Origin of the sequence: Alicyclobacillus acidocaldarius subsp. acidocaldarius Tc-4-1, assembly GCF_000219875.1 — a bacterium.
Lineage (GTDB): Bacteria > Bacillota > Bacilli > Alicyclobacillales > Alicyclobacillaceae > Alicyclobacillus > Alicyclobacillus acidocaldarius_A.
The window spans coordinates 1,213,410-1,238,779 of the sequence record NC_017167.1 but is presented as its reverse complement, the minus strand read 5'-3'; the positions used below and the strand labels follow the sequence as shown (position 1 = coordinate 1,238,779).

Sequence of the window (25,370 nt, the reverse complement as noted above, 5' to 3'; positions counted from 1 at the left end):
CGATAGTCAACCGATCCGTTGGGCATTGACGTCGAGCACGGCGGATCCGCCCAGCCGGTTCATCTTCTCCTTCACCAATCGGTACGCGCGCACAACGTCCTCTTTCACATCCTGCCACGCGGCGTACTTCATCACAACCTGATACCGATACACGTTGTCGATCCGCCGAATGCCGCTTGGCCCCGCCGGCAGCACGGTCAAGGACGCCGCAGACGGCGAACGCGCGAGTTCCCGCTCGAACCGCGCCGCGGCGCCGCGCGCCAGCCGCTCCTCAGAATGCGAGGCGAGGAAAACCGCCAGTTCGCAAAACGGCGGATAGCGAAAGAATTCACGGCTCTCCCGCTCGCGCTCGTAGAACATGCGGTAGTCGTGGGACTTCGCCGCTTCGATGGCGCGATGCCCGGGCTGATACGTCTGGATGAGCGTGATCCCGTCCGTGTCTGCGCGTCCTGCGCGTCCGGCCACCTGCGTGAGCAGCTGAAAGGCGCGCTCGTTCGCGCGATAGTCTGGAAGCGTGAGCATCGCGTCGGCCGCCACGACCCCCACCAGCCGCACGCGCGGAAAGTCGAGCCCCTTCGCGATCATCTGCGTGCCCACGAGCACATCGGCTTCGCCCCGCTGGAACCGATCGATGATGGACTCAAGCGCTCCCTTTCGCCGCGTGGTGTCCAAATCCATCCGCAATACGCGCATCGCGGGCCACGTGCGCAGCAGGTGCTGCTCCACCTGCTCGGTCCCGAGTCCATACGGGACCAGCGCATCTTCGCCGCAAGTGGGGCAGCGGCGGACGAGTGGCTCCTCGTGCCCGCAGTAGTGGCACACAAGGACGTGCCCGCTCGTCTTCCGGTGGACCGTCAGGTGAATGTCGCAGCGCGGACACTCCATGCTGTGGCCGCACGCTCTGCATAGCGCTGCGTGCGCGTAGCCTCGGCGATTCAGAAACAGGATGGCCTGCATGCCCTCGGCCACCGTGCGCTCCAGCTCCGCGGCGAGCCTGCGGCTGAAAATCGACCGGTTTCCCGCGCGCAACTCCTCGCGCATGTCGATCACGTCCACGGGCGGCAGCGGCCGCCGATTCGCCCGAACCGGCAAGGAGACAAGCCTCGCGCCGCCTCGTTCCACCCGAAACATGGACGCGAGCGACGGCGTCGCCGATCCCAAGACCAGGAGCGCCCCGGCCTCTCTCGCGCGCCACATGGCCACTTCGCGCGCGTCGTAGTGGGGCGCATCCTCCTGCTTGTACGACGGCTCGTGTTCCTCATCGATCACGACCAGCCGAAGCTTGCGCATCGGCGCAAAGACCGCCGATCTCGCCCCGATGACCACGCTTGCGTCTCCTTCGAGAACCCGCGTCCACTCCTCGCGCCGCTCGCCGAGCGACAATCCCGAATGCAGGACGGCAACCCGGCTTCCGAACCTCCGCTCGAACCTCTGCACAAGCTGCGGCGTAAGGGCAATCTCCGGCACAAGCACAAGGGCCTGCCCCTCGTCTTCGATGGCCGCGCGAATCAGGTGCATGTACACCTCGGTCTTGCCGCTTCCGGTCACGCCGTGCAGCAGCGCCACGCCATGACCCTGTCGGGCCATCTCGCTGAGCTCGCGCACCGCGGCCGCCTGATACGTCGTGAGCTCGGGCCAAGGCGCGTCTTTGTCGAGCGAGGCAAAAGCCCGTCTCACGCGCCGCTCCGNCACAGCCACCAGTCCCGCCTGGATGAGGGGCGCCACGGACGAGGGCGGATACGCCTGCCGATCCCAAAGTACCTCGCGCTCGTCTGCAAGTCGCAGCAAGATTTCACTCTGGCGCCGGGCGCGCCGACGCCGGCGTTCCGCCTCGAGCCTGAGATCCTCGTCTGGCACGCAGGCGACGAGGTAGGCCCGCCGCTTCTCGCCCACCGCCTCGTCCACCCGGATCTCTTCCCGGACGAAACCGGCCTCCAACCACGCCCGGACGGCACGTTCGTCCGCCTTGGAACGCGCGCGAAGCTCGCTCCACTCTGGCTCGGCGTCGGCGATCCAGCGAAAGAGCGCCGAGGCTTGCACGTCGTCTGGGACGGACGCATCCGCGCTGGAAACGATGACTTTCCGGACGCGCACGCGAAATGCCCCCGGCAAGATGGCCGACACGGCCTCGGGCAGTGTGGCGGCATAGCGGTCGCAGAGCCACTCCGCCATGCGCATCTGATCCGACGTGAGCACGGGAACTCGATCCATCACGCGCGCGAGCGGACGAAGCCGGCCTGCATCTGCGGCCTCCCGCACCGCCCAGACGATGCCGGACCGGAACGAGTCCCGCAGCGGTACCACCACGCGCACGCCCGGCGAGACATCCATCCCCGCTGGCACGGCGTAATCGAACCGCTTGTCCAAAAACAGCGCCGTCCCATCGACCACCACCTCCGCGACGCGGGCGGTCCGAGCGGTCATAAAGGCCGCTCACCGTCCGACACGCGAAGGACCTGCCGAACGCGGGTCAGGATGTGATCCGCCACTCTGTGCTTTTCCATGACCGGCAGGGCCTCCGTCGATCCGTCCTTCGCGATGAGCGTGACCTGGTTGGTGTCCACTTCGAAGCCTGCTCCTGGCTTCGTCACGTCATTGACCACAATCAGGTCGAGGTCCTTGTCGATGAGCTTGCGCCGGGCGTGTTCCAAAGGCATGTCCGTCTCCGCCGCAAATCCCACCACGACCTGGCCAGGGCGCTTCAGGCGGCTCGCGGCGAGCAGGATGTCGGGCGTCTCGACGAGATCGAGCTTGAGCGGTCCTTGTGATTTTTTCCATTTATGATCCAAGGTGCGGGCGGGCCGGAAATCGGCCGGTGCCGCAGCCGAGATGAACGCATCCGCTTCGGGGAAGAACTCGCTTACGGCGTGCAGCATCTGCTCGGTCGAGCGGACGTAGACCATCCGGGCCCCGGGAACCGGTTTGAGATGCGTCGGGCCTGAGATCAAGGTGACGCGGGCGCCGCGGCGCGCGGCCTGCTCGGCGAGCGCGTACCCCATCTTGCCGCTCGACCGATTGGTGAGATACCGGACAGGATCGATATCCTCCACCGTCGGCCCGGCCGTAATGAGAAGGATGAGGCCCTCCAAATCGCGCTCCTGGTGGAGCACAGCCTCAATCACGTCCGCGATATCCTCGGGTTCGGGCATGCGCCCGCGGCCCGTGTAACCGCAGGCGAGCGGCCCTTCGCCTGGATCTAGCACGAGCGTCCCCCGGCGACGGAGAATGTCCAGGTTCTCCTGCACGGCGGGGTGTTCAAACATATGGACGTTCATCGCCGGCGCCACAACCGTGGGACAGGTCGCGGCAAGCGCAGTGGTCGTGACCATGTCGTCCGCCAGGCCGTGCGCCAGCTTGGCAATGAGATTGGCCGTGGCCGGCGCAATCACGTACAGGTCGGCGCGATCCGCCACCGCGATATGCGCAATCTCGGACGGATTCGGCTCTGCAAACGTGTCAAAGATCACCGGGTGCTTGGTCAGGGCCTGCAGGGTGAGCGGCTGAATGAACCGGGTCGCGTGTTCGGTCATCAGCACCTGCACCTCGTAACCGCGCTTCACCAGGAGTGAACACAGATTCGCGGACTTGTACGCCGCAATGCCTCCTCCCACCCCGACGAGGATGGTCTTTTTGTCCATACCGCACCCTCCCTTGGCTCCTGCCGTTCATGACAAGAGGCAGAACAACGCGCGGTTGTCCTGCCTCATCGCCTGATCACGGATCTGCGTCACTCGCCGTCGAAGTTTTTGCAGCGAACGACGCCGTCGTGAATTTCCCACAGCGCGCGGCTCACGTTCCGCGTTGTCGACGCGCCAGGCTGATTCAGGGTCTCGTTCTGCAGCTTGCGCGCGCGCTTCGCCGCGAGCACAACGAGCGCGTATTTGCTGTTGCACCGCTCCAACAACCGGTCAATGGACGGATAGATCAACGACGGTCACCCCATATCGAAATCTCCGCCCTGCAGGGCGGACGCAAATCCTCGAACACAGACGGCGCTTCCCTACATTGTACATCGATCTCGGCGCAAAGGAAAGAGGAGGTCTGCTACTCGACGTTCTGCGCCTGTTCGCGCAGTTTTTCGACCAACGCCTTCATCTCCACGACGTGTTGGCTGATCTCGGCGTCCTGAGACTTCGCCGCGATGGTATTCACCTCGCGGTGCATCTCCTGCACGAGGAAATCGAGTCGACGACCCACGGGTTCCGTTCGGCCGAGATCGTCGCGCATCGCTCGCACGTGGGCCTCGAGCCGCACCAGTTCCTCATCGATTGCGACGCGATCGGCAAACAGCGCGACCTCCTGCGCCAGGCGCGCGTCGTCGACGGAGACGCCGAGTTCCGACACCCTGGCCAGAAGCGCCGCGCGGTACGCCGCGACAGACGCCGGCGCCCGCTCCCGGACGGCACGAAGGTGAGCATCCACCTCCTGGAGGTAGCCGATGCAGGCGCGGGCGAGATCCTCTCCTTCGCGTTCGCGCATGGCCACGAGTTTCTCAAGCGCGTCGTCCACGAGTCCTGTGAGCGACGTGATGGCCTCTTCCTCGTCTAACGCCGCAGGGCGCACCGCGACGGCACCGGGAAACATCAGCCACTGGCGCGCCGCGCGCGGATCAAACTCAATCCCGAGCTTTTCGCACAGGGTCCGATCCGCCTCGACGAGCGCGTCGATGAGCGCCCAATCGACATGAACCTCCCCCGCTTCCGCACCTGCCCCGGCGAACGAGACGGCGATATCCAGCCGACCGCGGTGCAAACGAGACTTGACGCGATCGCGCACCCTCATCTCGGCAAACGACCATTCCCGCGGCAAGCGCACGGAGACCTCTAGGAAGCGATGATTCACCGACTTCGCCTCGACCACCACGTCGTACGGTCCGACGCGCCCTTCCGCCCGGCCAAAACCTGTCATGCTGCGAATCCCCACGCGCATGCCTCCTGACCGCTTATCGTCTGGTCAGGATTGTACCGATGGGCGGACGAGTTGGCAATCAGGCCGCCGCGTCGGAACCGGACCGCTGCTGGAACTTGTGAAGCCTGTTCCGGCCCATCCGCCGCACCGAGAGCGCGAACGTGGGTACCGCTGCCGCCACGAGCACGATGGCCCAATCGCTGAATCCGAGCGGCGTCGTGTGAAACACCTCGGCCATGCGCGGGACGTACATCGTGCACGCAAACAGCGCGACCGAGGACAGCACGGCCAACAGAAGCCAGACGTTTTCCAGTGGATTCCGCCGCAAGATGCCGCCTTCGAGGCTCCGCGAGTCGAAGACGAGGATGAGCTGGGCCATGGTGAGCGTCGCGTAGGCCATCGTCTGCGCGTGCGCGAGCTCCTCGCCTTGGCGCAGGGACCACGCGAATACCGCGAGTGTGGCCAGTCCGATGAGCACGCCGCGGGACAGAATCTTGACGGCCATGCCGCGCGCGAAAATGCCCTCGTGCACGTTTCTCGGCGGGCGGCTCATGATGTCGTCCTCGGGCGCATCGACGCCGAGCGCGATGGCCGGCAGTCCGTCCGTGACGAGGTTGACCCAAAGGATTTGAATCGGCGTCAGAGGCAGAGGCCAGCCGGCCAGCATGGCCAGGAACATCGTCAGAATCTCGCCCACGTTCGACGCGAGCAGGTAACGGATGAACTTCTTGATGTTGTCGTAAATGGCGCGCCCCTCTTCCACCGCGGCCACGATGGTGGCGTAGTTGTCGTCCGCGAGGATGAGGCTGGACGCCTCCTTCGCCACATCCGTCCCGCTCTGTCCCATGGCGATGCCGATATCCGCCTGTTTGATGGCAGGAGCGTCGTTGACGCCATCCCCCGTCATCGCGACCACCTCGCGATTCGCCTGGAGCGCTCGCACGATGCGAAGCTTGTGCTCCGGGGTCACACGCGCGTAGACATAGGTGTCGCGCACGAGGTTGGAGAGGCGCTTGTCGTCCAAGCCCTCCAGATCGGCCCCCGTGAGCACGCGTCCGCCTGGCGGCAGGATGTCGAGCTGTTTCGCGATGGCCGTCGCCGTCGCCTGATGATCCCCCGTGATCATGACCGTGCGAATGCCGGCGGACTTGGCCTTGGCGATGGCCGCCTTCGCCTCGTCCCGCGGCGGATCGATCATGCCGCAAATCCCCACGAACACAAGCTCAGACTCCCAATCCGCCTGGCGCGCCTCTTCCGCCGAACGGAAGCGCCGGTACGCAAACCCGAGGTTGCGCAACGCGCGAGAAGCCATTTGTTCGTTGGCCGCGAGAATCTGTTTGCGCAGCGACTGCCCCATCGGCTCTTCGCGGTTGCCGAGAAGCACGTGGGTGCAGCGCGCCAAAAGCACGTCCGGCGCCCCTTTGACGAACGCGAACCACTCGTCGCCCGAACGCACCAGCACGCTCATCATCTTCCGATCTGCATCAAAGGGCCGTTCGTCAACGCGCTCGTACACGCTGTCCGGCTGCGTGAAACCCGCCTTGTGCGCCAGGACGAGAAGCGCGATTTCCGTCGGATCTCCCTTGACGGCCTGCACGGACGCGCCGTCTGCCCCCGGCTCAAGATGCGCCTGGTTGCACACGGCCGCGATCTCGACCAAACTCTTGAGCGCAGCCCGCCGCCCGGGCTCGATCCGGCGGCCGTTCGCGACAAATTCGCCTTGCAATTGGTGGCCGGAACCCGTCACTTCTACGTACAGTCCATCCGCGTAAATCTCCGTGACCGTCATCCTGTTTTGAGTCAACGTCCCCGTCTTGTCCGAGCAAATCACGGTGGCGCACCCGAGCGTTTCGACGGAGGGAAGCCGGCGCACGATGGCATTCCGCTTGATCATCCGCTGGACGCCAAGCGCGAGGGCGATGGTGACAATGGCCGGTAGTCCCTCCGGAATGGCCGCGACCGCAAGCGACACGCCCGCCAAGAACATCTCGTAGAGCGCGTGCCCATGCAGCACGCCCGCCACGACCACGAGCACGGTGATGCCGAGCGAGATCCAGACGAGCGTCTTGCCGAGCTGATCCAGCCGCTTCTGAAGCGGCGTCTCCTGATCCTCAGATTGATCAATAAGATCGGCAATCTTCCCCATCTCGGTTTGCATGCCCGTGGCCGTCACGACGTACTCCGCCCGGCCGCGGGTGACCATTGTCCCCATGTACACCATGTTCCGGCGCTCGGCAAGCGGGCTGTCTTCCGGTACCGTGACGCGCGGATCCTTCGCCACTGGCACCGACTCGCCGGTGAGCGCTGACTCCTCCACCTCCAGCCATCGGGCACGAACGATGCGGCCGTCGGCTGGGACGCGATCCCCGTCTTCGAGCAGCACGATATCCCCTGGCACCAGCTCCTTCGCGGAGACCTCCACCACTGCGCCTTCGCGTCGCACCTTCGCCACCGGTGCCGTGAGCTCCTTGAGCGCCTTGAGTGAACGCTCAGCCCTCACTTCCTGCACGAAGCCGAGGATCCCATTCAGAAAGACGATGGCGATGATGGTGATGGCGTCGGTGTATTCGCCGAGAAGGCCGGAGATGAGCGTGGCCGCGATGAGCACAAGTATCATAAAGTCGCGAAATTGATTGAAGAAGACGGTCAACAGCGACACTTTGTTCCCGTCGTGCAGCAAGTTCAGCCCGTGCACCTCGCGCCGCCGTTCCACCTCCTCTTGGGAGAGCCCGTCAAGCGACGTCCCGAGTCGCGCGAGGCATTCGGCCTCGCTCTGCGCATGCCACGTTTGTTGTTCCACCGAGCACACCCCTTCGTGAACTTGTCTCGTAATCATCTATGCGTCAGGCCGAGCGAACATGTCCGAGACCTGGTCGTATCCAGACGACCTTTGTCAAGAAATCACCGCGCCGAATGGAGGAAACTGCGGTATACTGGCTTCGTGAGAGAGGAGCATCGAGCGTGGACGGTTGGACCTTGCGCCGCCTCGCGCGCGAACTCGACGACGCGTTGCGAGGCGCACGGATCGACAGAGTTTATCAACCCGGCGAGCGCGATCTCGTCCTCGCCGTCCGCTCGGCCCATTTGGGGGCGCGGCGCCTGTACGTGTCCGCCCACCAACAATTTGCGCGCGTCCACTTTCTCGCGGACGAACGCCCAGACAACCCGGCCACGCCGCCGATGTTCTGCGTGCTCTTGCGCAAACACATTGAGGGGGGCGCATCCTCCGCGTCACACAGCCGGGATGGGATCGGGTGCTTGAAATGGCAATTGAAGCACTGGACGACCTCGGCGACCGGCGCGCGTACACGCTGATCTGCGAGATCATGGGGCGACACAGCAACATCGTGCTCGTCGAAGAGCGGACCGACGGAAGCCGCCTGATCATCGACAGCGCCGTGCGCGTCTCGGAGGAGATGTCCCGTTACCGAGCCGTGTTGCCGGGAGTGCCCTATCTTCCGCCACCACCGCAACGCAAGAAGCCGGTGGAACAGTGCGCGCCCGAGGATTTCCTTGGCGTCGATCCATCCGCCGGCACCTCCCGTGCCAATCAGATGGCCATCGTGGAGAAGCTCGCCGGTACGGGACCTGTGACGGCTCGCGAGATCCTCCATCGCGCCATCGCGCGAACGGGTTCCGCTGAGCCGACGTCCATTCATCGGGCGGCGCTCGATCTCGCAGCCGCCGTGGACGAAGGGCGGGAACCTGCTTCCGTCGGCCTCGACGACGTGGGCCGGGCCGTAGAATGCGCCCCGTTTCGGCTCACGTCGCGCGCTCGGTTCGCCGAGTGCGAAACGATGAGCGAGGCTATCCGCTGGCTGTTCGCCGATACCGGCGAATCTCTGCGCCAGTCGCGCTTGGCCCGGGAGCTGGAGCGAACCGTGAGAGAACACATGGACCGCCTGCGGGGCAAGCTCGTCCGCCTCGAGCAGGAGTGGGAAGACGCCGAAGCGGAGGAGGAACTGCGGATCAAGGCCGAAGTTCTGACCGCATATGCGCACGAGGTCCCGCGTGGGGCTTCGGAGGTCGAGCTCCCGAACTACTATGACGACAACCGGCCTTTGCGGATCGAGCTGGATCCCGCACTCGACGCCATCGCCAACGCGCAACGCCTCTTTCGCATGGCGGCAAAACGGAAGCGGGCGCGGCAGTGGATCGAAGCGGAGCGCGAAAACACGTTGCGAGACCTGCGCTATCTGGAAGATGTGTTGCAGGCCCTCGGGGATACCTCCCTCGAGAACCTCGAAGAGGTGCGCCGCGAACTGGAAGCGCAGGGGTTCTTGGCGCGCACCAATCGACGAGGGACAGGCGGCAAGCGGCGCGCCACAGAGTCGGAGCCGCACGCGTTTCGGTCCAGCGATGGCTTTGTCATCCGCGTCGGCCGAAACAACGTGCAGAACGATCGGCTGACGTTTCGCAAGGCCGACAAGCGCGACCTGTGGCTCCATGTCAAAGACGCGCCGGGATCGCACGTCGTGATCGAACGGGGGCAGGCGGACGAGATCCCGGAACGCACCATTGAAGAGGCGGCCACGCTCGCCGCGTATTTCAGCCGAATGCGCGATTCGGCAAACGTGCCCGTCGACGTGACAGAAGTCCGCCACGTATGGAAACCGAATGGGGCCCGGCCCGGGTTTGCGCTGTACGACCATCAGAGGACGCTCTTCGTGACGCCGGAGCGATCGCTTGTGGAGAGCATCATGTCCCGAACGCTTGCGAGGCGCGAAACGAGCGATTCCCGTTGAAGGAGAGATCGACCATGTCGCAGGAACAAGGGAACAAACGCCTGATCGTCGGTGCGAATAAGCCCGCGCACGACACCAACATTCTCAGCAACACGCAGGCGACCATCCGCGAAGCCCTGGATCGCCTCGGCTATGAGGAGGCTGTCTACGAGCTTCTCAAGGAGCCTATCCGGGTGATGACGGTTCGCATCCCGGTCCGCATGGACGACGGGCATGTAGAAGTCTTTACAGGGTACCGAGCGCAACACAACGACGCCATTGGCCCCACCAAGGGTGGCGTTCGCTTCCATCCCGACGTGACGCTGGATGAGGTCAAGGCGCTGTCCATCTGGATGTCGCTGAAGTGCGGCATCTTCAACCTTCCGTACGGCGGAGCCAAGGGCGGCATCGTCTGCGATCCGCGCAGCATGAGCCTGTCCGAGCAGGAGCGACTGGCGCGCGGCTACGTGCGGGCCATCAGTCAGATTGTGGGCCCGGCGAAGGACATCCCGGCGCCGGATGTGTACACGAACAGCCAGATCATGGCGTGGATGTACGACGAGTACAGCCGCATTCGTGAGTTCGACTCACCGGGCTTCATCACGGGTAAGCCAATCGTCCTAGGCGGATCGCGCGGGCGCGAATCTGCGACCGCGCTGGGCGTCGTAGTGGCGCTGCGGGAGACCGCGGAGCGAATGGGCAAAAAGCTTTCGGAGCTGCGGGTTCTGGTGCAGGGATTCGGCAACGTCGGTTCAAACGTGGCTCGCATCCTTCACGAGTTCGGCGCCACCGTGGTTGGCATCAGCGACGCGGGCGGCGGTGTGTACAACGAGAATGGCCTGCCCATCCCGGAACTCATCGAGGAAAAGGACTCGTTCGGCATGGTCACGCCAAGACTTTCCGGCGTCATTCCGACAGAGGAATTCTTGACCAAGCCGTGTGACGTCCTCGTTCCCGCGGCGCTGGAGAACCAAATCCACGAAGGCAACGCGGACAAGATCCAGGCGAGCCTCATCGTCGAGGCGGCGAACGGGCCCACCACGCCTGAGGCGGATCACATCCTGCACGAGCGCGGCATCGTCGTCGTGCCGGACGTCGTGGCCAATGCGGGCGGCGTCACCGTTTCGTATTTCGAGTGGGTGCAAAACAACCAGGGCTTCTATTGGACCGAGGACGAGGTCAACCAACGCCTGGAAAACATGATGGTGCAGAGCGTGCACAACATTCTCGATACCGCGGAGCGGTACGACGTGCTGCCTCGCATGGCAGCCTACATGGTGGGCATTCGCCCATTCGCAGAGGCCATGCGCTGGCGCGGATGGGTATGACCCTCTTCGAGCATGTGAACACTCGCCAATTCTCGGGGCGCGGCTCGGCCGCGCCCTTGCGCTGGGGATGAGCATGAGGAGCGCGAGCATGAGTCCCGACGACGTGGTCACCCGCCTCGGGATGCAGATGAAGTGGAAGACGTGGTGGAACTTCCGAATCGATTTTGGAGGTTCGGTCCTGTTTGCTCTGTTCAATGTCGTCGTCAACCAATTTTACGTGCCCATGGCCATTCGACACGGCGCATCGAATCTCGAAGTTGGGCTGCTCACGGCGGCACCGGCCATTGGCATGCTGTGGTCGCCGATGTGGGCTCACCTCATGCGCGGGCGATCGACGAAGCCTTTCGTCCTGTGGCCGCTCGTCGTCGGTCGGCTGTCCGTCCTGTTGGCAGGTGCGCTGTTGACACCCACGGCCTTCCTCGTGACGGCGTTCATCGTGAACTTCATGAACGGCATTCAAGCGCCCGCCTATCCCGCGCTGCTCGCCCGCATGTACCCGCCTGCGCTCCGGGGGCGGCTGATGGGCTACGTGCGCGTCGCGCAGGGGACGCTCCTCATCCCCCTCGCATACGTTGTCGGGGAGTGGAGCCAACACCAGGGCGACCGATGGCCGCTCATCGGTGCCGCCATCATGGGGACGCTGTCGGTGATCCTGTTCTCCCGCGCCCGTGAGGTCGAGACGCCTGGGCCGGAAGCCACTTCGGCGCAGCCTTCGCGGCGAATCGAGCAAATCTTCGGGCATTGGCAAGTGGCCCGCGCCAGCCGGCCTCTGACCATCTTCCTGATGGCCACCATGGCCACCGGCTTCGGCAACCTGTTGGCGGGACCGATTTACCAGATCTATCAGGTTCACACCCTGAACCTGTCCAACGCCCAGATTGGCGTGACGCGCGTATCGTACTACGCGGCCCTGTTAGTGGCATATTTTGTGGTGGGATGGATCATCGACACGTGGTCGCCGCGCCACGCCATGTTCATCGGCATGAGTGCCTACGCCCTCGCCCCAGCGCTGTACGTGCTCAGCGGGTCGTTTGCGGCCGTGATCGCCGCCTGCGCCCTGCTGGGCGTCGGCGACGCCGTCTGGGACATCGGCTGCATGTCGTATATCTTTCGCGCGGTCCCCGGGCGAGAAGCCGAAGCGTTTGGACTTCATTTCCTTCTGTTTGGGATCCGCGGCGCCATTGCGCCGCTCGTCAGCACGGCGATGACCCACGCGATGTCGCTGACCGATATCTTCCTCATCGCCATCGGCATCTGCACGCTTGGCATCGCGATTTTCGCTGTGCCACCCACGCCCCGGGCGCCATCGCCAACAGTGGAAGCGCCAGAGCCCGGCGCCTCATGAGTCACAACCGCACCGCCCGCGACAGCCTTCTCGCCGCGCGCCGCCACAGAGACCATCGTTCCGGCCCGAGCCCCTCGTCCTCGGGCCGGTTTTTCCCCACAAGCCGCCTCGCGAGCATGTCCGCCGCTACCGCGTAACAGACCATCCCGTTTCCGCCGTAGCCAAGCGCGCAGAAGATCCGACGAAAGCCCGGATACACGCCGACGATAGGCCATCCGTCGACTGTCGAGCCGAACGTTGAGGCCCATCGGTAGGCAATGGACAAGGATCCGATGTCGGGAAGGACCTCCTGTGCCATGCGGGCCAGCTGCTCGGCGCGCACGTTGAGTCCTTCGTCGCGCCGAGGGCCGTCTGGAACGGGTAAGTCGAGCCCACCGACCACGAGCCGCCTGTCGCGCGTCGTTCGCATGTACAAATACGGACGAGCGGTCTCCCAGATGAGGGCACCTACTGGCCAAGCCGCCAGGTCCGACAGCGGTTCTGTGGCGATCGCGTACGTACAGCCAAGCCGCGCACCCGCGAGGGGCCGCGTGTTCTGGAAGACGTATCCCGTTGCGAAGACCGCCGCGCGCGCCCGCACGCGAAACCCCGCGTCCGTCTCCACGGCGACGTGCGCGTCATTCTCTTCCGCCCGAACCACCGCGGTGCGCTCAAAGACCTGGGCGCCGCCGCGGCGGACGATCTCGGCCAAAAGCGCCCGAGTAAACTTCAGTGGATTGACCTCCGCATCTCCGTACGTCACGAACGCCGCCTCGCGGTCGATTCCGAAGGCCCGCCGCAGTTCATCGCGGCCGACCACGAGCTCGGCAGCAAAGCCGTGTTGCGCAAGCGTGCGGGCTTCATCCTTCAAGCGGGAGATGTGAGCCGGAACGGACGCGTAACAGACGCTCATCCGATCCGCAAACTCGACGTCCTCTGGAAGTTGCTTCACGATCTCCCGAAGCCGTCCGAGTCCTTCCCAACAACGCCGGTAGAACGCGACCGCTCGTGCACGGCCGTGCACGCGGATCATCTCGACGAGCGGCATGTCGTTCGCGTATTGCAGAAGGCCCGTGTTTCCTCGGGTCGATCCCATGCCTACGCGGTGTCGCTCCAGCACCACGACGTCCAATCCGCGTTCCGCAATTTCCCACGCGGCGATGGCTCCCCCGATGCCGCCGCCCACCACCACGACATCGCTTTGCACATCCCGGTCGAGCCGGGGATAGGATGTCGACGCGATGTCCGACTCCGACCACAGCGTGCGGCCCGTGTGAAGATCCACGTGAGCCCCTCCTTTACCTGACGGGTAGGATGTCCCGTTCGGCGGAGAAAGAGTCAAGCGGCCCCTGGGGATATCGCCCAAGGACCGCCTGTCTGCAGCGTGATATCAGAGTCCGTACGTATCGGGAGACTTGCGCCAGCGCATGAGAAGCGCCACGTCCGACTCCTGGATATCGCCGCGTTCGAGCGCCACCTGAATGAGCACTTCGTACGGCACCAGCCGATACGCGGGGATGCCGGTGTCCTCGGCGCGCTTGGTGGCGACGTCGAAGTCGTATGACAGAATGGTGAGGATGGCCATCACGTCCACCCCCGCGTCCCGAAGGGCCTGGGCGGCCTGATACGCGGACCGTCCCGTCGACAGGGTGTCCTCAATGACGACGGCCTTCATCCCGGGACGCGCGTAGCCTTCAATCTGTTTGCCCCGGCCGTGCGCCTTCGGCTCGGAGCGCACGTACGCGCATGGCAGACCCAGGCGATCCGCCAGCATGGCGGCGTGCGGAATGCCGCCCGTCGCGGCGCCTGCGATGAGTTCTACCGCGGGCAGCTCGTAGTCGATGATCGACTCAAAACCGGAAACGACCTGGCTGCGAAGCAGCGGATATCCGAGGATGAGGCGGTTGTCGCAGTAGATGGGGGAACGCCAGCCGCTCGACCAGGTGAACGGCTGATGCGGCCTCAGTTCCACCGCGCCGATTTGCAGAAGTCCCCTCGCGATGGTGTATGAAAGGTCGTCGTACTCGACGGTGAACGTCGGTTCACTCATGCGTCAATCCCTCCCTCACGGAACGAAGGTAGCGCGCCAAGGCGGCGACGGGATCGTCCGCCTCCGTCACCGCTCGCCCGAGAACCAGACGCGTGGCTCCGTGCCGGATGGCCGCATCGGGCGACATCACGCGAGCCTGATCGTGCACCCGGTCGCCCGCGAGGCGGATGCCCGGCACCACGCGCTCGAAGGAGGAGGTGACCACGTCGCGGAGCATCTCCAACTCCTGGGCCGAGCAGACCACGCCGTCGAGCCCCGCCTGCTCGGCCATCTGCGCCAGCCGGCGCACCCACGCAGACGAGGTCGTGCCGACGCCCATCCCCTCAAGATCCGCGTCTGTCAAGCTTGTGAGCACGGTCACCCCCACGAGAAGCGGGCGATGGGGCGATCCGTCCACGGCCTCGCGCGCTGCCGCGAGCATCTTGAAGCCGCCCGACGCGTGCACGTTCACCATTTCAATGGGATACTGCGCGATGGCCCGAATCGCGCCGGCGACGGTGTTCGGGATATCGTGCAGCTTGACATCGAGAAACACCCGCAAATTCAGCTTCAGCAGGGCCTCCACGAGGCGCATGCCCGCTCGGTGAAACAGCTCCAGCCCCACCTTGTAGCCGTCCACAACGGGCGACAGGCGATCGACGAAGTCCAACGCGCGCTCCTCCGAGTCCACGTCCAGCGCGACGTAGATGCGCCTGCGCGCTTCGTCGTACGCGGGCGAGGCGAGCTCCTGCATCAGCGCCTCAGTCACCGTCGCCACCTCCCTGCCCTGGGACCGGATCGCCCAGCGCCATGGTCTGGAAGTGAATGAGCTTCATGATGTCGAGCACGGATCGAACCGTGTCGAGCGAGGTCAAGCACGGCACCCCGTGCTCGACGGCCGTCCGCCGGATGCGGAAGCCGTCCCGCTCGGGTTTGAGACCCTTGGTGAGCGTGTTGATGACAAGCTGGATCTTGCCCTGCCGGATGTCGTCCGCAAGATTGGGCGTGCCCTGCGCCAGCTTGTTTACGACGCGCACCTCAAGGCCGCGATCGCGCAGGTATTTCGCCGTGCCCTCGGTCGCCGCGAGCCGGTAGCCGAGGCGCGCGAACTCGCGCAGCAGCGGGTACGCCTCCGGCTTATCTTTGTCCGCAATCGTCGCGAGCACCGTCCCGTGCGCCGGGATCGCAATTCCGGAGGCAATGAGCCCCTTGTACAGCGCCTTTTCGTAGACGAGATCGCGCCCCATGACCTCGCCCGTCGACTTCATCTCGGGGCCGAGACTGATATCGACCTGGTGAAGCTTCGCAAACGAGAACACGGGCACCTTGACCGCCACGGCGGGCGACTCTGGCACGCGCCCGCTGGTATAGCCGAGATCCGCCAACCTGCCGCCACAGACCGCATGCATGGCGAGTTGGACCATGGGCACGCCGGTCACCTTGGAGAGGAACGGCACGGTGCGCGACGACCTTGGGTTCACCTCGATGACCTCCACCTGTCCGTCGTGCACGATGAACTGCACGTTCATGAGCCCCTTCACGTTGAGGCTTTGCGCGATGCGAATGGTGTGATCCTCGATGATCCGCTTCACGTCCTCCGTCAGGTTCTGCGGCGGATACACGGCAATGGAGTCCCCCGAGTGCACGCCCGCGCGCTCGATGTGCTCCATGATGCCCGGGATGATCACCGTCTCGCCGTCCGAGATGGCGTCGACCTCCGCTTCAATGCCGTTCACGTAGCGATCCACGAGCACCGGGTGCTGCTGCGATACCTCCACCGCTTCCTCCATATACTGGATAAGCTCGTTCGTGTTGGTGATGATCTGCATCGCGCGCCCGCCGAGGACGTACGAGGGGCGCACGAGCACCGGATAGCCAATCGACTCCGCCGCCTCGACCGCCGCCTCGACGGTGGTGACCGTTCGACCCTCTGGGCGCTGAATCCCCAGCTGCGTGAGCAGCGCGTCAAACTTCTCGCGGTCCTCCGCCGCGTCGATGCTCTCGCGGGAGGTGCCGAAGATCCGCACGCCCGCGTCCGCCAGCGGCCCCGCCAGGTTGATGGCCGTCTGTCCGCCGAACTGGACGATCACGCCCTCCGGCTGCTCCCGATCGATCACGTTCAGCACGTCCTCCACGTCGAGCGGCTCGAAATACAGCCGGTCCGACGTGCTGAAGTCCGTCGAAACGGTCTCGGGGTTGTTGTTGATGACGACTGCCTCGTAGCCTTCCCGCTGCAGCGCCCACACCGCGTGCACCGTGCAGTAGTCGAATTCAATGCCCTGGCCGATGCGGATAGGCCCAGAACCAAGCACCACCATCTTCTTGCGCGGGCTCGTCTCGACCTCGTCCTCCCGCTCATACGTGCTGTAGTAATACGGCGTGGAAGCCGCGAACTCCCCGGCGCAGGTGTCTACCATCTTGTACACCGGGACGATGCCTCGTTTCTTTCGCCATGCGCGGATAGCCATCGCATCCGCCTTGAGGAGACGACCGAGCTCGCGGTCCGGAAACCCGTTTCGCTTCGCCTCGTGAATGAGTTCCCGGTGCTCGTCCAGCACCTGCTCGATGGGCAGGCGCGGCTTGGCAACCGCGGCAATGCGCTGCTCCAGGTCCACCAGGGCCTCCAAATGCCACAGGAACCAGCGGTCGATCTTCGACCAATCGTGGATCTGTTCCACCGACACGCCCCGGCGCAGCGCCTCAGCGATGGCAAACAGGCGATCGTCGTCAGCCACGCGGATCTTTTTCTCAATCTCCATGTTCGACCACTTGTCCGACTGCTTCGTCCATAGGCTGTAGGCGCCGATTTCCAGGCTGCGAACCGCCTTGAGCAGCGACTCGCCGAACGTGCGGCCGATGGCCATCACCTCGCCCGTCGCCTTCATCTGGGTGCCGAGGGACCGATTCGCGCTCCGGAACTTGTCGAATGGCCAGCGCGGGATCTTCGTGACGATGTAGTCCAAGGCCGGCTCGAACGCGGCGTACGAGTCCTGTGTCACCGGATTTTTCAGTTCCGCAAGCCGGTATCCGACGGCGATCTTCGTGGCGATCCGCGCGATGGGATACCCCGTGGCCTTCGAAGCCAACGCGCTGGAGCGGCTGACGCGCGGATTGACCTCAATCACATAGTACCGCGAGGACTGGGGATCGAGCGCGAGCTGCACGTTGCACCCGCCCTGAATGCCGAGCGCGTGAATGATCTGGAGGCTCGCGTCGCGCAGCATCTGGTACTCTTCGTCCGAGAGCGTCTGGCTCGGCGCCACGACGATGGAGTCACCCGTGTGCACCCCGACGGGATCCATGTTCTCCATGTTGCACACGACGATGGCCGTGCCGTTGGCGTCGCGCATGACCTCGTACTCAATCTCCTTGAAGCCCGCGATGCTCTGCTCCACAAGCACCTGGTGAATCGGCGAGAGCGTGAGTCCGCGCTCCACAATTTCGTGATATTCGCGCCAGTTGGAGGCAATCCCGCCTCCCGTTCCGCCGAGCGTGTACGCAGGCCGGATGATGATGGGAAAGCCCACTTCCTCCGCGAACGCGTCCGCCTCCGCCTGGTTTCTCACGATGGCGCTCTGCGGCACGGGCTGGCCGATCTCCTGCATGAGCTGGCGGAACTTCTCGCGATCCTCGGCCTTTTGAATGGCCTCAAGCGGCGTGCCGAGGAGTTCAACCCCCTCTGCCTCAAGAACGCCGGCCTCCGCGAGCTGCACGGCCATGTTCAGGCCCGTTTGACCGCCGAGCGTGGCGAGCAGGCCTTCCGGCCGCTCCTTCCGGATGATCTGCGTGACGAAATCGAGCGTGATGGGCTCGATGTACACCCGATCCGCCATGTGCTCGTCGGTCATGATGGTGGCGGGGTTCGAGTTGACGAGGACAACCTCGTAGCCCTCTTCCTTCAGCGCCTGGCAAGCCTGCGTGCCCGCGTAGTCGAACTCGGCCGCCTGGCCAATGACAATCGGCCCAGACCCGATGACCATGATCTTGCGAATGTCCGTCCGCTTAGGCATGTGCAAACCGCCCCTCTCTCACGCGCGTCATGAGGTCGATGAACTCGTCAAACAAGTAGCGGGCATCGCTCGGCCCCGGCCTCGACTCCGGATGATACTGCACGCAGAAGACGGGTTCGTGTCGGTGCACCAGCCCCTCTACCGTGCCGTCGTTCAGATTGACGTGCGTGAGCTCGAGCGGCGTCCCGCGGAGCGAGTCCGCATCGACGACATACCCGTGGTTCTGGGACGTGATGTCCACCCGGCCCGTGCGAAGGTCTTTCACCGGATGGTTCGCGCCGCGGTGGCCGAACTTCAGCTTGCGCGTCTTTGCGCCGCACGCGAGGGCAATGAGCTGATGCCCTAGGCAGATGCCGAAGATGGGCACCTTGCCGATGAGGCCGCGAAGCGCCTCCACCGCGTAAGGCGCGTCCTCCGGGTTGCCCGGGCCGTTCGACAGCATCACGCCGTGCGGTTTCCAGCGAAGCACGTCCTCCGCCGTCGACGTGGCCGGCACGACAATCACGTCGCATCCGCGCTCCAGCAAGGAGCGGAGGATCCCCGCCTTCATCCCGTAATCGATGAGCACGACGCGGTGCCCAGGCCCCGGCGCGCGGTACACGGTTTGCGTGGTCACCCGCTTGACCGCATCCGGCACCAGCGCCTCGTCCATGCGCGCAAGAAGCGATTCCACCGGCACATCCTCCGTGGTGACGACTCCCGGCATCGCCCCCACCGTCCGGATGGCCTTCGTCAGCTCGCGCGTGTCAATCCCGGCGATCCCGACGATGTCGTGCTGCACCAGGTACGACTCCAGCTTGTCTACCAACTTGTGATGAGACGGCCACTCGCAGAACGTCCTCACCGCAAATCCGCGCACGTGCGGATGGCGGCTCTCGACGTCGTCTACGTTCACGCCGTAATTGCCAATGAGCGGGTACGTCATGGTGACGATCTGCCCGTAATACGACGGATCCGTCAAAATTTCCTGATATCCCGTCATGCCCGTGTTGAACACGACCTCGCCGAACCGGGTGCCCGTTGCGCCGAAGTGCACGCCTTCAAACACGAGGCCGTTCTTCAGCACCAGCCGGGCCCTTCTCCGACCGTTCAGCATCATGACAACCGCTCCTCTCCCTCGCGAAAAATCACGCGCCCCGCACGAATCGTCTCGATCACCTTGCCGACCACCGACTGCCCAGCAAACGGCGTATTCCTGCCTTTCGTGTACAATGTGCTCGGGTCGATGGTCCATCGCCTGCCGAGATCCACCAGCACCAGGTCCGCCCGCGCGCCTGGGCGAATCTGGCCGCCTTCAAGCCCAAATAACCTGCAAGGCCGCTCGCTCATAGCCTCTACCAGCCGGCGCATCGGCACAAGCCCCTCGCACACGAGCCCCGTGTACAAGAGGGCAAACGCCATCTCGAGCCCCACCATGCCGAACGGGGCCTCGTCCATGCCCTTCGCTTTTTCGTCCGGGTGATGCGGCGCGTGATCGGTGGCGATGATGTCCAACGTTCCATCCGCGAACGCGACAAGACACGCCCGCCGGTCCTCCTCGGACGCAAGGGGAGGATTTACCTTCCAGTTGGCGTCCGCGCTCTGGATGTCCCGCTCCGACAAGAGCAGGTGATGCGGCGTCACTTCCGCTGTCACGCGGATGCCACGACGCTTTCCAAATTGCACGAGGGCAGCCGACGCCTCGCGGCTCACGTGGCAGACGTGCAGGTGCGCGCCTGTCTCTTCCGCGAGGAGAATGTCTCGCGCAATCATCGCGGCCTCCGCGCTCCCTGGCTGCGCCGTCGTGCCGAGCCGCGCGGCCGCCCGCTCATGAAGCGCCCCGCCGCGCGAGATGGATTCGTCCTCCGCATGGATCATCGCGGGTTTGCCGAGGGCGGCGAGCTTGGCCAATGCCTCCCGCATCAGCCCGCCGTCCTGTACGCCGCGGCCGTCGTCGGAAAACCCCATCGCGCCCGCTTCTGCGAGCGCCTCGTAATCCGCGAGCGCCTCGCCTTCCTGATCCAATGTCAGGCAGGCGATGGGATGCACCTCAGCCTTGCCGATGGCCTCTCCTCGGCGGATGATATCCTCCACGATCTCGGCCCGCGCGATGGGAGGCTTGGTGTTCGGCATGCACGCCACCTGCGTGAACCCGCCGGCCGCGGCGGCCTGGAGGCCGCTCGCGAGGGTCTCCTTGTGCGTGAGGCCGGGATCGCGCAAGTGGACGTGCACGTCGACAAAGCCGGGCAACACGCACAAACCGCGGATGGAACGCACCTCGTCCGCGCGGATGGCGGACGGGTGCCCAACGGCCACAATCTCGCCCGTCTCGGTGTCGAACGCCACGCTCGCTTCCATGAAATCGCCGAGGCCCGAGTCCCACACGCGCCCGCCATCCCATCGAATCCTCATCGCCGCTCGCCTCCCAGCATGGCGTCGAGAAGCGCCATGCGCATGTAGAGTCCATTTTCCACCTGCCGGAAGTACGCCGCCCGGACATCCTCGTCCACCTCGGGCGCGATTTCCCCGACGCGAGGAAGCGGATGCAGGATCCGCGCGTGATCGGGTAAGAGCGCCAGGTGGGCCTTGGTGAGGGCGTACAGGCTGGCTGCGTTGGGATCCACCTCGCCGGTCAGCCGCTCGAACTGAATGCGCGTCTGGTAGACCACGTCCGCGCCGCGGATGGCCGACGCGAGATCCGGCGCCCGCTCGAGCGAGAGGCCCGAGGCGGCAAGTTCGCTGGCGAGATCGTCCGGCAAGCCGAGCGGCGCCGGGTGAAAGAGGCGAACCCGGACGCCGGGGAACTTGGCCAAAAGCCGAAGCAGCGAGTGGACCGTGCGGCCGTACTTGAGATCGCCCATCACCGCGATGGTGAGATGTTCGATCCGGCCGAGCTCGCGCCAGATGGTGTACACGTCGAGCAGCGCCTGCGTCGGGTGCTCCCCGCTTCCGGCGCCGGCATTCACGATGGGCACGGGCGAGAAGCGCGCGGCTCGATCGAGTTCGTGCGGATCGTGGTGGCGAATGACGATGGCGTCGGCGTAACAGCCTACGACGCGAAACACGTCCTCAAGTGTCTCGCCCTTCTTCGACGACGACGACTCGCGCGCGTTCTCGGCCCCCACGACGCTGCCGCCGAGACGGAGGACCGCGGATTCAAACGAGAGCCGCGTGCGCGTGGACGGCTCGTAGAACAGCGTCGCAACAATCTTGCCCTGAAGTCGCGTCCGAGCCTCTTCACGGTCCAAGCCGCGGAGCCACTCGGCGCGTTCCATCAACTCCCATACCAGCGGCACATCGAACTGGTTCACGGTCAACGCGTGAAACACCGCGCCTCGCATGTTCACCGCCACCGCCCTCACGCCCTTCCTTCCGCAATCCAGACGCCGTCCATCCCGTCCACTTCCGCCAGGCGGACAATGACCTGCTCGTCTCGCGCCGTCGGAACGTTTTTCCCCACAAAGTCAGGCCGAATGGGAAGCTCCCGATGGCCGCGGTCCACGAGCGTCGCGAGCTGCACGCACCGCGCGCGGCCCGCGCGCATCATGGCGTCGAGCGCCGCTCGCACCGTCCGGCCCGTGTACAGCACGTCGTCCACCAGAATCACCTTGCGATCCGCCACGTCGATGTTTGGCGCGGGCGCCTCGGGCGACGCGGTCCGGTCGCGATCGTCCCGGTACGGGCGGGGATCCAGCCGGTGGCACGGCACCCTCTGTCCCTCAATCTCGAACAGCTTCCGCCCGAGCCGCTCCGCCAGGATGGCGCCGCGCGTGACGATCCCGACGAGCACGAGGTCGTCGAGCCCCTTGTTGCGCTCGAGGATCTCGTGCGCCATGCGGGTGAGCGATCTGCGCATCGCCGCTTCGTCCATAATCTGCGTCTTTTGAGCCACAGCCTTCCCTCCTCGGCACCGCTCTCGTCGGCACGAAAAAAGGCCGCCTCTCCGCGAGAGGTGGCCTTAGCCCGGAAGACGCGCCACGCGTGCGCCATTCTCCCAACACGTCCGACTCCTTACCAACCTCACGGGATTGGTTTAAAGGCAGTGTCCATCTTCAGTTCGAAAGTAGACTATCAGTTCGAGCGAAAGGTGTCAAGCTCCGATTCGCCCCTGGCGCAACCCCTCAAGGAGCCAGGCCATGTCGGAGGGCACGGCGCTCTCGAACCGAAGGCGACGACCGTCCGGATGCGTGAAGCCGAGCGTCCGCGCGTGGAGCGCCTGGCCGTCGATGGGCAGTGTGTGGCGAGGACCGTAGACGGGATCGCCCGCGATGGGATGACCGATGGCCGCGAGGTGGACGCGGATCTGATGCGTCCGGCCCGTCTCCAGCCGCAGGCGGAGGTACGAATAGTTCGCAAACAGCTCGAGAACCTCGAAGTGCGTAACGGCGCGCTTGCCCCCTTGGCGGACGGCCATCCGCTGTCGATCCGCCGGATCCCGCGCGATGGGCATGTCGATGGTGCCCTTGCGGTGCGGCATGCGGCCGTGCGCGATGGCCACGTACTCCCGCTCCACATCATGCGCGCGGAACGCCTCGACCAGCGCGCGATACGCGCGATCCGACTTGGCAAACACGACGAGCCCGCTCGTGTCCTTGTCGATCCGGTGCACGACGCCCGGCCTCATCGCGCCCGCGAGCGTACAGAGCGAGGTGCCGCGCGCCAAGAGGCCATTCACCAGCGTGCCCCGCAAGTGGCCCGCCCCCGGGTGCACCACGACGCCGCGCGGCTTGTCCACCACGATGACGTCGTCGTCCTCGTAGGCGACGACAAACGGCACGCCCTCATCCGGCACAAGCTCCAGCGGCTCCTCTTCCGGCACGTCCACCTCGTAGAGGTCGCCCGCCTCAACCGGTTCACTCGCCTTGAGCCGCCCAGGGCGCGCGCGACGGATCAAGCCATTATCAAGCCAGCGCTGCACCTGCGTCCGCGAGACCTCAATGTCGTCTTCCTGCAACCTGTCAGTCAGCCATCGGTCGAGCCGCTCGCCCGCGTCCTCCGCACTCACCTCATATTGAACGTGGATGGCCGGTCTCATGGTGTCCTCCTTCAATCAGTCGCGGGCATCATGTCCGCCTCGGAACGTGGAGAGGATGAGGAGCACGACGCCGATGTCGATGGAGGCGTCCGCGAGGTTGAAGACGGGAAAATGAATGGTGTAGAAGTACACATAGTCGGTGACCGTATGGGTCGGGGAAAAGACGCGATCCACCATATTGCCGAGCGCCCCGCCGAGCAAGAGCCCAAGTCCCACTTGCGCCAAGGCGCTCAGCTGAAAGCGCGTGTTCACCACGACCACAGCCGCCACGACTGCAATGGCCACGAGGACAAAGAGCCAAACTTGATGCGGCAACAGGCTGAAGGCAGCACCCGGATTCTGAAGGTGCGTGAACTCGACCACGCCAGGGATGACCACGACGGCGCTGCCGATGGCCAACTTCGCCCGCACGAGCTGTTTGATCCATTGGTCGGCAATGAGCACCACCAGGCCGACCACGTACAAGATCCACTTCTGTTTCCCCACTCGACCCGTCACCCCGCCGGCTGACAGCCTGCACCCTTGGAAGCCGCCGTCGCATACCGTGAAAAGGCGGCACGTGAAGGGGTGTGAATACGGTGATTGTACCAGAGGGCGGCGCCTTCTCACAATGGATTGCCCCACCGCTCGGCGTGCGGAGCGGGAAGCCCCGCACGAGCGGGATCACCATGGTGATTGACAAGGGTCTGAGTTTGGCCGAGACGGAGTCCCTCCTGTCGATGGCGGCGCCCATCATCGATGTGCTCAAGCTCGGATTTGGGACGAGCGCCGTATACCCCGAGCACATCCTCAGATCCAAACTCCAGCGCGCAGCGGAACAGGGCGTCATGGCATGCCCCGGCGGGACCTTGGGCGAGGTGGCGTGGACGCAAGGCGTGTTCGCCGAATACCTCCTGCGCTGTCGCGAGCTCGGGTTTCAGGCCATGGAAATCTCGGACGGCACTATCGACCTGCCGCCAGGTCATCGCGCAAAGGCCATTGCGGCGGCCAAGCGCGTGTTTCCCCTCGTCATTACGGAGGTGGGTAAAAAGCTGAGTCACGATGTGGACCTTGTGCGCTGCGCAGAGGGCGCACTGCGGGATCTCGAAGCCGGCGCCGATTATGTGATCCTCGAGGGGCGCGAATCCGGCGAAGGTGTCGGCATTTACGATCCCGGAGGCAAGGTACTCGACGACGCCTTAACGGTGTTCGTCGACGCGTTGCCCCCTGATGCGCGGAGCCGCGTCATCTGGGAAGCGCCAAAAAACCCCAGCAAGTAGAACTCATTCGCCGCTTTGGCCCGGCCGTCAATCTGGGGAATGTCCCCCCGGCCGACGCCATCGCCGTCGAGTGCCTTCGCCTTGGCCTCCGGGCCGACACTTTCGTTCTCACACTCGAGAACCCTGAATGTCACGGTTCGTCGTAATCGGTGAGCAACTGCGCCGGGGAAGGCAACGTCCGCCGATAGTCGTCCTCCGAAATGCGGTCCACCGACTCGACATACCCCGCATCGTCATCGAGGTCCGGCTCGTCGTAACGCGCAAGTCCCTGGACTGGGCGGTCATGGCGCAGAACGTCCTGAAGCGCGTCCTCCCCGTCGTACCCCGTCTCGTCTGCGCCGTCGCGATCGAACTGGCCGAACGAGGGCGCCAGCACGTCCTCCTCCACGGGGCGATGTGCTGACACCTGCTTGGCCTCCGCCTCCTGTTCGCAGTCCACGCATCGGCGAGCGGTCGGAATCGCCTCAAGCCGATCCGGCGGAATGGGGCGCCCGCAGGACTCGCACTGGCCATACGTTCCGTGTCGGATCCGCGAGAGCGCATCCTCCACGTCGGCAAGCGCTCGCTCGTCCCGCAGCCGTTCTCCGACCGCCTGACTGCGGAGCGCGAGTTCGCTGGCGACGTCCGCCGGGTGATTGTCATACATGGCGAGTTCCGAGAACTCGTCACGCATCGCGTTGCGGATGGAGGCAGACGTCTCGGCTCCGTTCAGGCGATCGATCAGGCGCTCCCGCGCTTTCTCCAGGCGGGAGCGAATGACATCCGTGTCCATGC

Annotated in this window: 19 protein-coding genes and 2 pseudogenes; 5 read left to right on the top strand and 16 right to left on the bottom strand. The window is 64.8% G+C overall.

Annotation, left to right across the window (positions count from 1 at the left end):
- Positions 1 to 6: 6 nt before the first annotated feature.
- The 5 genes from priA to TC41_RS05735 form a co-directional block, all read right to left on the bottom strand.
- Positions 7 to 2,424, bottom strand: a complete 2,418-nt coding sequence (priA, locus tag TC41_RS05755; protein WP_014464070.1) for a replication restart helicase PriA — start codon at positions 2,422 to 2,424, stop codon at positions 7 to 9.
- Entirely contained in the window at positions 2,421 to 3,638 is a 1,218-nt protein-coding gene (gene coaBC / locus TC41_RS05750) for a bifunctional phosphopantothenoylcysteine decarboxylase/phosphopantothenate--cysteine ligase CoaBC (protein ID WP_014464069.1), read from the bottom strand. The genes priA and coaBC overlap by 4 nt, the downstream gene beginning before the upstream one ends.
- Positions 3,639 to 3,727: 89 nt before the next feature.
- Positions 3,728 to 3,928, bottom strand: a complete 201-nt coding sequence (gene rpoZ / locus TC41_RS05745) for a DNA-directed RNA polymerase subunit omega (protein WP_008340497.1) — start codon at positions 3,926 to 3,928, stop codon at positions 3,728 to 3,730.
- Between the two features lie 116 nt (positions 3,929 to 4,044).
- The gene (locus TC41_RS05740; protein WP_014464068.1) at positions 4,045 to 4,929 is read right to left on the bottom strand and encodes a YicC/YloC family endoribonuclease; all 885 of its coding nucleotides are present in this window, start codon (positions 4,927 to 4,929) and stop codon (positions 4,045 to 4,047) included.
- A gap of 58 nt (positions 4,930 to 4,987) precedes the next feature.
- Positions 4,988 to 7,708 carry a calcium-translocating P-type ATPase, SERCA-type gene (locus tag TC41_RS05735; RefSeq protein WP_041695099.1) on the bottom strand — a complete coding sequence of 907 codons (2,721 nt, stop codon included), beginning with the start codon at positions 7,706 to 7,708 and terminating at the stop codon, positions 4,988 to 4,990.
- 38 nt (positions 7,709 to 7,746) lie between these two features.
- On the opposite strand from TC41_RS05735, the pseudogene TC41_RS17235 reads away from it, so the two are divergent.
- The 4 genes and pseudogenes from TC41_RS17235 to TC41_RS05720 form a co-directional block, all read left to right on the top strand.
- Positions 7,747 to 9,149, top strand: a pseudogene (locus TC41_RS17235) (Rqc2 family fibronectin-binding protein); the annotation flags it as partial.
- Between the two features lie 9 nt (positions 9,150 to 9,158).
- Entirely contained in the window at positions 9,159 to 9,653 is a 495-nt protein-coding gene (locus tag TC41_RS17230) for an NFACT RNA binding domain-containing protein (RefSeq protein ID WP_374952867.1), read from the top strand.
- Positions 9,654 to 9,667: 14 nt separating this feature from the next.
- A complete protein-coding gene (locus tag TC41_RS05725; protein ID WP_041695098.1) occupies positions 9,668 to 10,960 on the top strand; it encodes a Glu/Leu/Phe/Val family dehydrogenase in 1,293 nt (430 codons plus the stop codon).
- A gap of 67 nt (positions 10,961 to 11,027) precedes the next feature.
- Positions 11,028 to 12,305, top strand: a complete 1,278-nt coding sequence (locus TC41_RS05720; protein WP_237700042.1) for an MFS transporter — start codon at positions 11,028 to 11,030, stop codon at positions 12,303 to 12,305.
- 1 nt (position 12,306) lies between these two features.
- Here the strand turns inward: TC41_RS05720 and TC41_RS05715 are convergent, their stop codons facing one another.
- The 10 genes from TC41_RS05715 to lspA form a co-directional block, all read right to left on the bottom strand.
- Positions 12,307 to 13,569: an NAD(P)/FAD-dependent oxidoreductase gene (locus TC41_RS05715; RefSeq protein ID WP_014464062.1), complete on the bottom strand. Its 1,263-nt coding sequence runs from the start codon at positions 13,567 to 13,569 to the stop codon at positions 12,307 to 12,309.
- Positions 13,570 to 13,674: 105 nt separating this feature from the next.
- Positions 13,675 to 14,334 carry an orotate phosphoribosyltransferase gene (gene pyrE / locus TC41_RS05710; RefSeq protein ID WP_014464061.1) on the bottom strand — a complete coding sequence of 220 codons (660 nt, stop codon included), beginning with the start codon at positions 14,332 to 14,334 and terminating at the stop codon, positions 13,675 to 13,677.
- Complete coding sequence (pyrF, locus tag TC41_RS05705; protein WP_237700041.1) at positions 14,327 to 15,082, bottom strand: orotidine-5'-phosphate decarboxylase; 756 nt, start codon at positions 15,080 to 15,082, stop codon at positions 14,327 to 14,329. The genes pyrE and pyrF overlap by 8 nt, the downstream gene beginning before the upstream one ends.
- Positions 15,075 to 18,323 carry a carbamoyl-phosphate synthase large subunit gene (carB, locus tag TC41_RS05700; RefSeq protein ID WP_014464059.1) on the bottom strand — a complete coding sequence of 1,083 codons (3,249 nt, stop codon included), beginning with the start codon at positions 18,321 to 18,323 and terminating at the stop codon, positions 15,075 to 15,077. The genes pyrF and carB overlap by 8 nt, the downstream gene beginning before the upstream one ends.
- A complete protein-coding gene (gene carA, locus TC41_RS05695; protein ID WP_041695096.1) occupies positions 18,316 to 19,422 on the bottom strand; it encodes a glutamine-hydrolyzing carbamoyl-phosphate synthase small subunit in 1,107 nt (368 codons plus the stop codon). The genes carB and carA overlap by 8 nt, the downstream gene beginning before the upstream one ends.
- Positions 19,419 to 20,714: a dihydroorotase gene (locus TC41_RS05690; RefSeq protein ID WP_014464057.1), complete on the bottom strand. Its 1,296-nt coding sequence runs from the start codon at positions 20,712 to 20,714 to the stop codon at positions 19,419 to 19,421. The genes carA and TC41_RS05690 overlap by 4 nt, the downstream gene beginning before the upstream one ends.
- Positions 20,711 to 21,643, bottom strand: coding sequence for an aspartate carbamoyltransferase (pyrB, locus tag TC41_RS05685; protein ID WP_041695729.1), 933 nt, complete (start codon positions 21,641 to 21,643; stop codon positions 20,711 to 20,713). The genes TC41_RS05690 and pyrB overlap by 4 nt, the downstream gene beginning before the upstream one ends.
- 17 nt (positions 21,644 to 21,660) lie before the next feature.
- Positions 21,661 to 22,194, bottom strand: coding sequence for a bifunctional pyr operon transcriptional regulator/uracil phosphoribosyltransferase PyrR (pyrR, locus tag TC41_RS05680; RefSeq protein ID WP_014464055.1), 534 nt, complete (start codon positions 22,192 to 22,194; stop codon positions 21,661 to 21,663).
- A gap of 198 nt (positions 22,195 to 22,392) precedes the next feature.
- Positions 22,393 to 23,337, bottom strand: a complete 945-nt coding sequence (locus tag TC41_RS05675; protein ID WP_041695728.1) for an RluA family pseudouridine synthase — start codon at positions 23,335 to 23,337, stop codon at positions 22,393 to 22,395.
- 15 nt (positions 23,338 to 23,352) lie between these two features.
- Positions 23,353 to 23,823, bottom strand: coding sequence for a signal peptidase II (gene lspA / locus TC41_RS05670; protein ID WP_014464053.1), 471 nt, complete (start codon positions 23,821 to 23,823; stop codon positions 23,353 to 23,355).
- A gap of 182 nt (positions 23,824 to 24,005) precedes the next feature.
- Here lspA and TC41_RS05665 point away from each other — a divergent pair.
- Positions 24,006 to 24,742 (top strand): annotated as a pseudogene (locus tag TC41_RS05665) (phosphosulfolactate synthase).
- Here the strand turns inward: TC41_RS05665 and TC41_RS05660 are convergent.
- On the bottom strand, positions 24,727 to 25,368 hold the full coding sequence (locus TC41_RS05660) for a TraR/DksA C4-type zinc finger protein (RefSeq protein WP_014464051.1): 642 nt from the start codon (positions 25,366 to 25,368) through the stop codon (positions 24,727 to 24,729). The pseudogene TC41_RS05665 and the gene TC41_RS05660 sit on opposite strands and share 16 nt — an antisense overlap.
- Between the last annotated feature and the right edge of the window lie 2 nt (positions 25,369 to 25,370).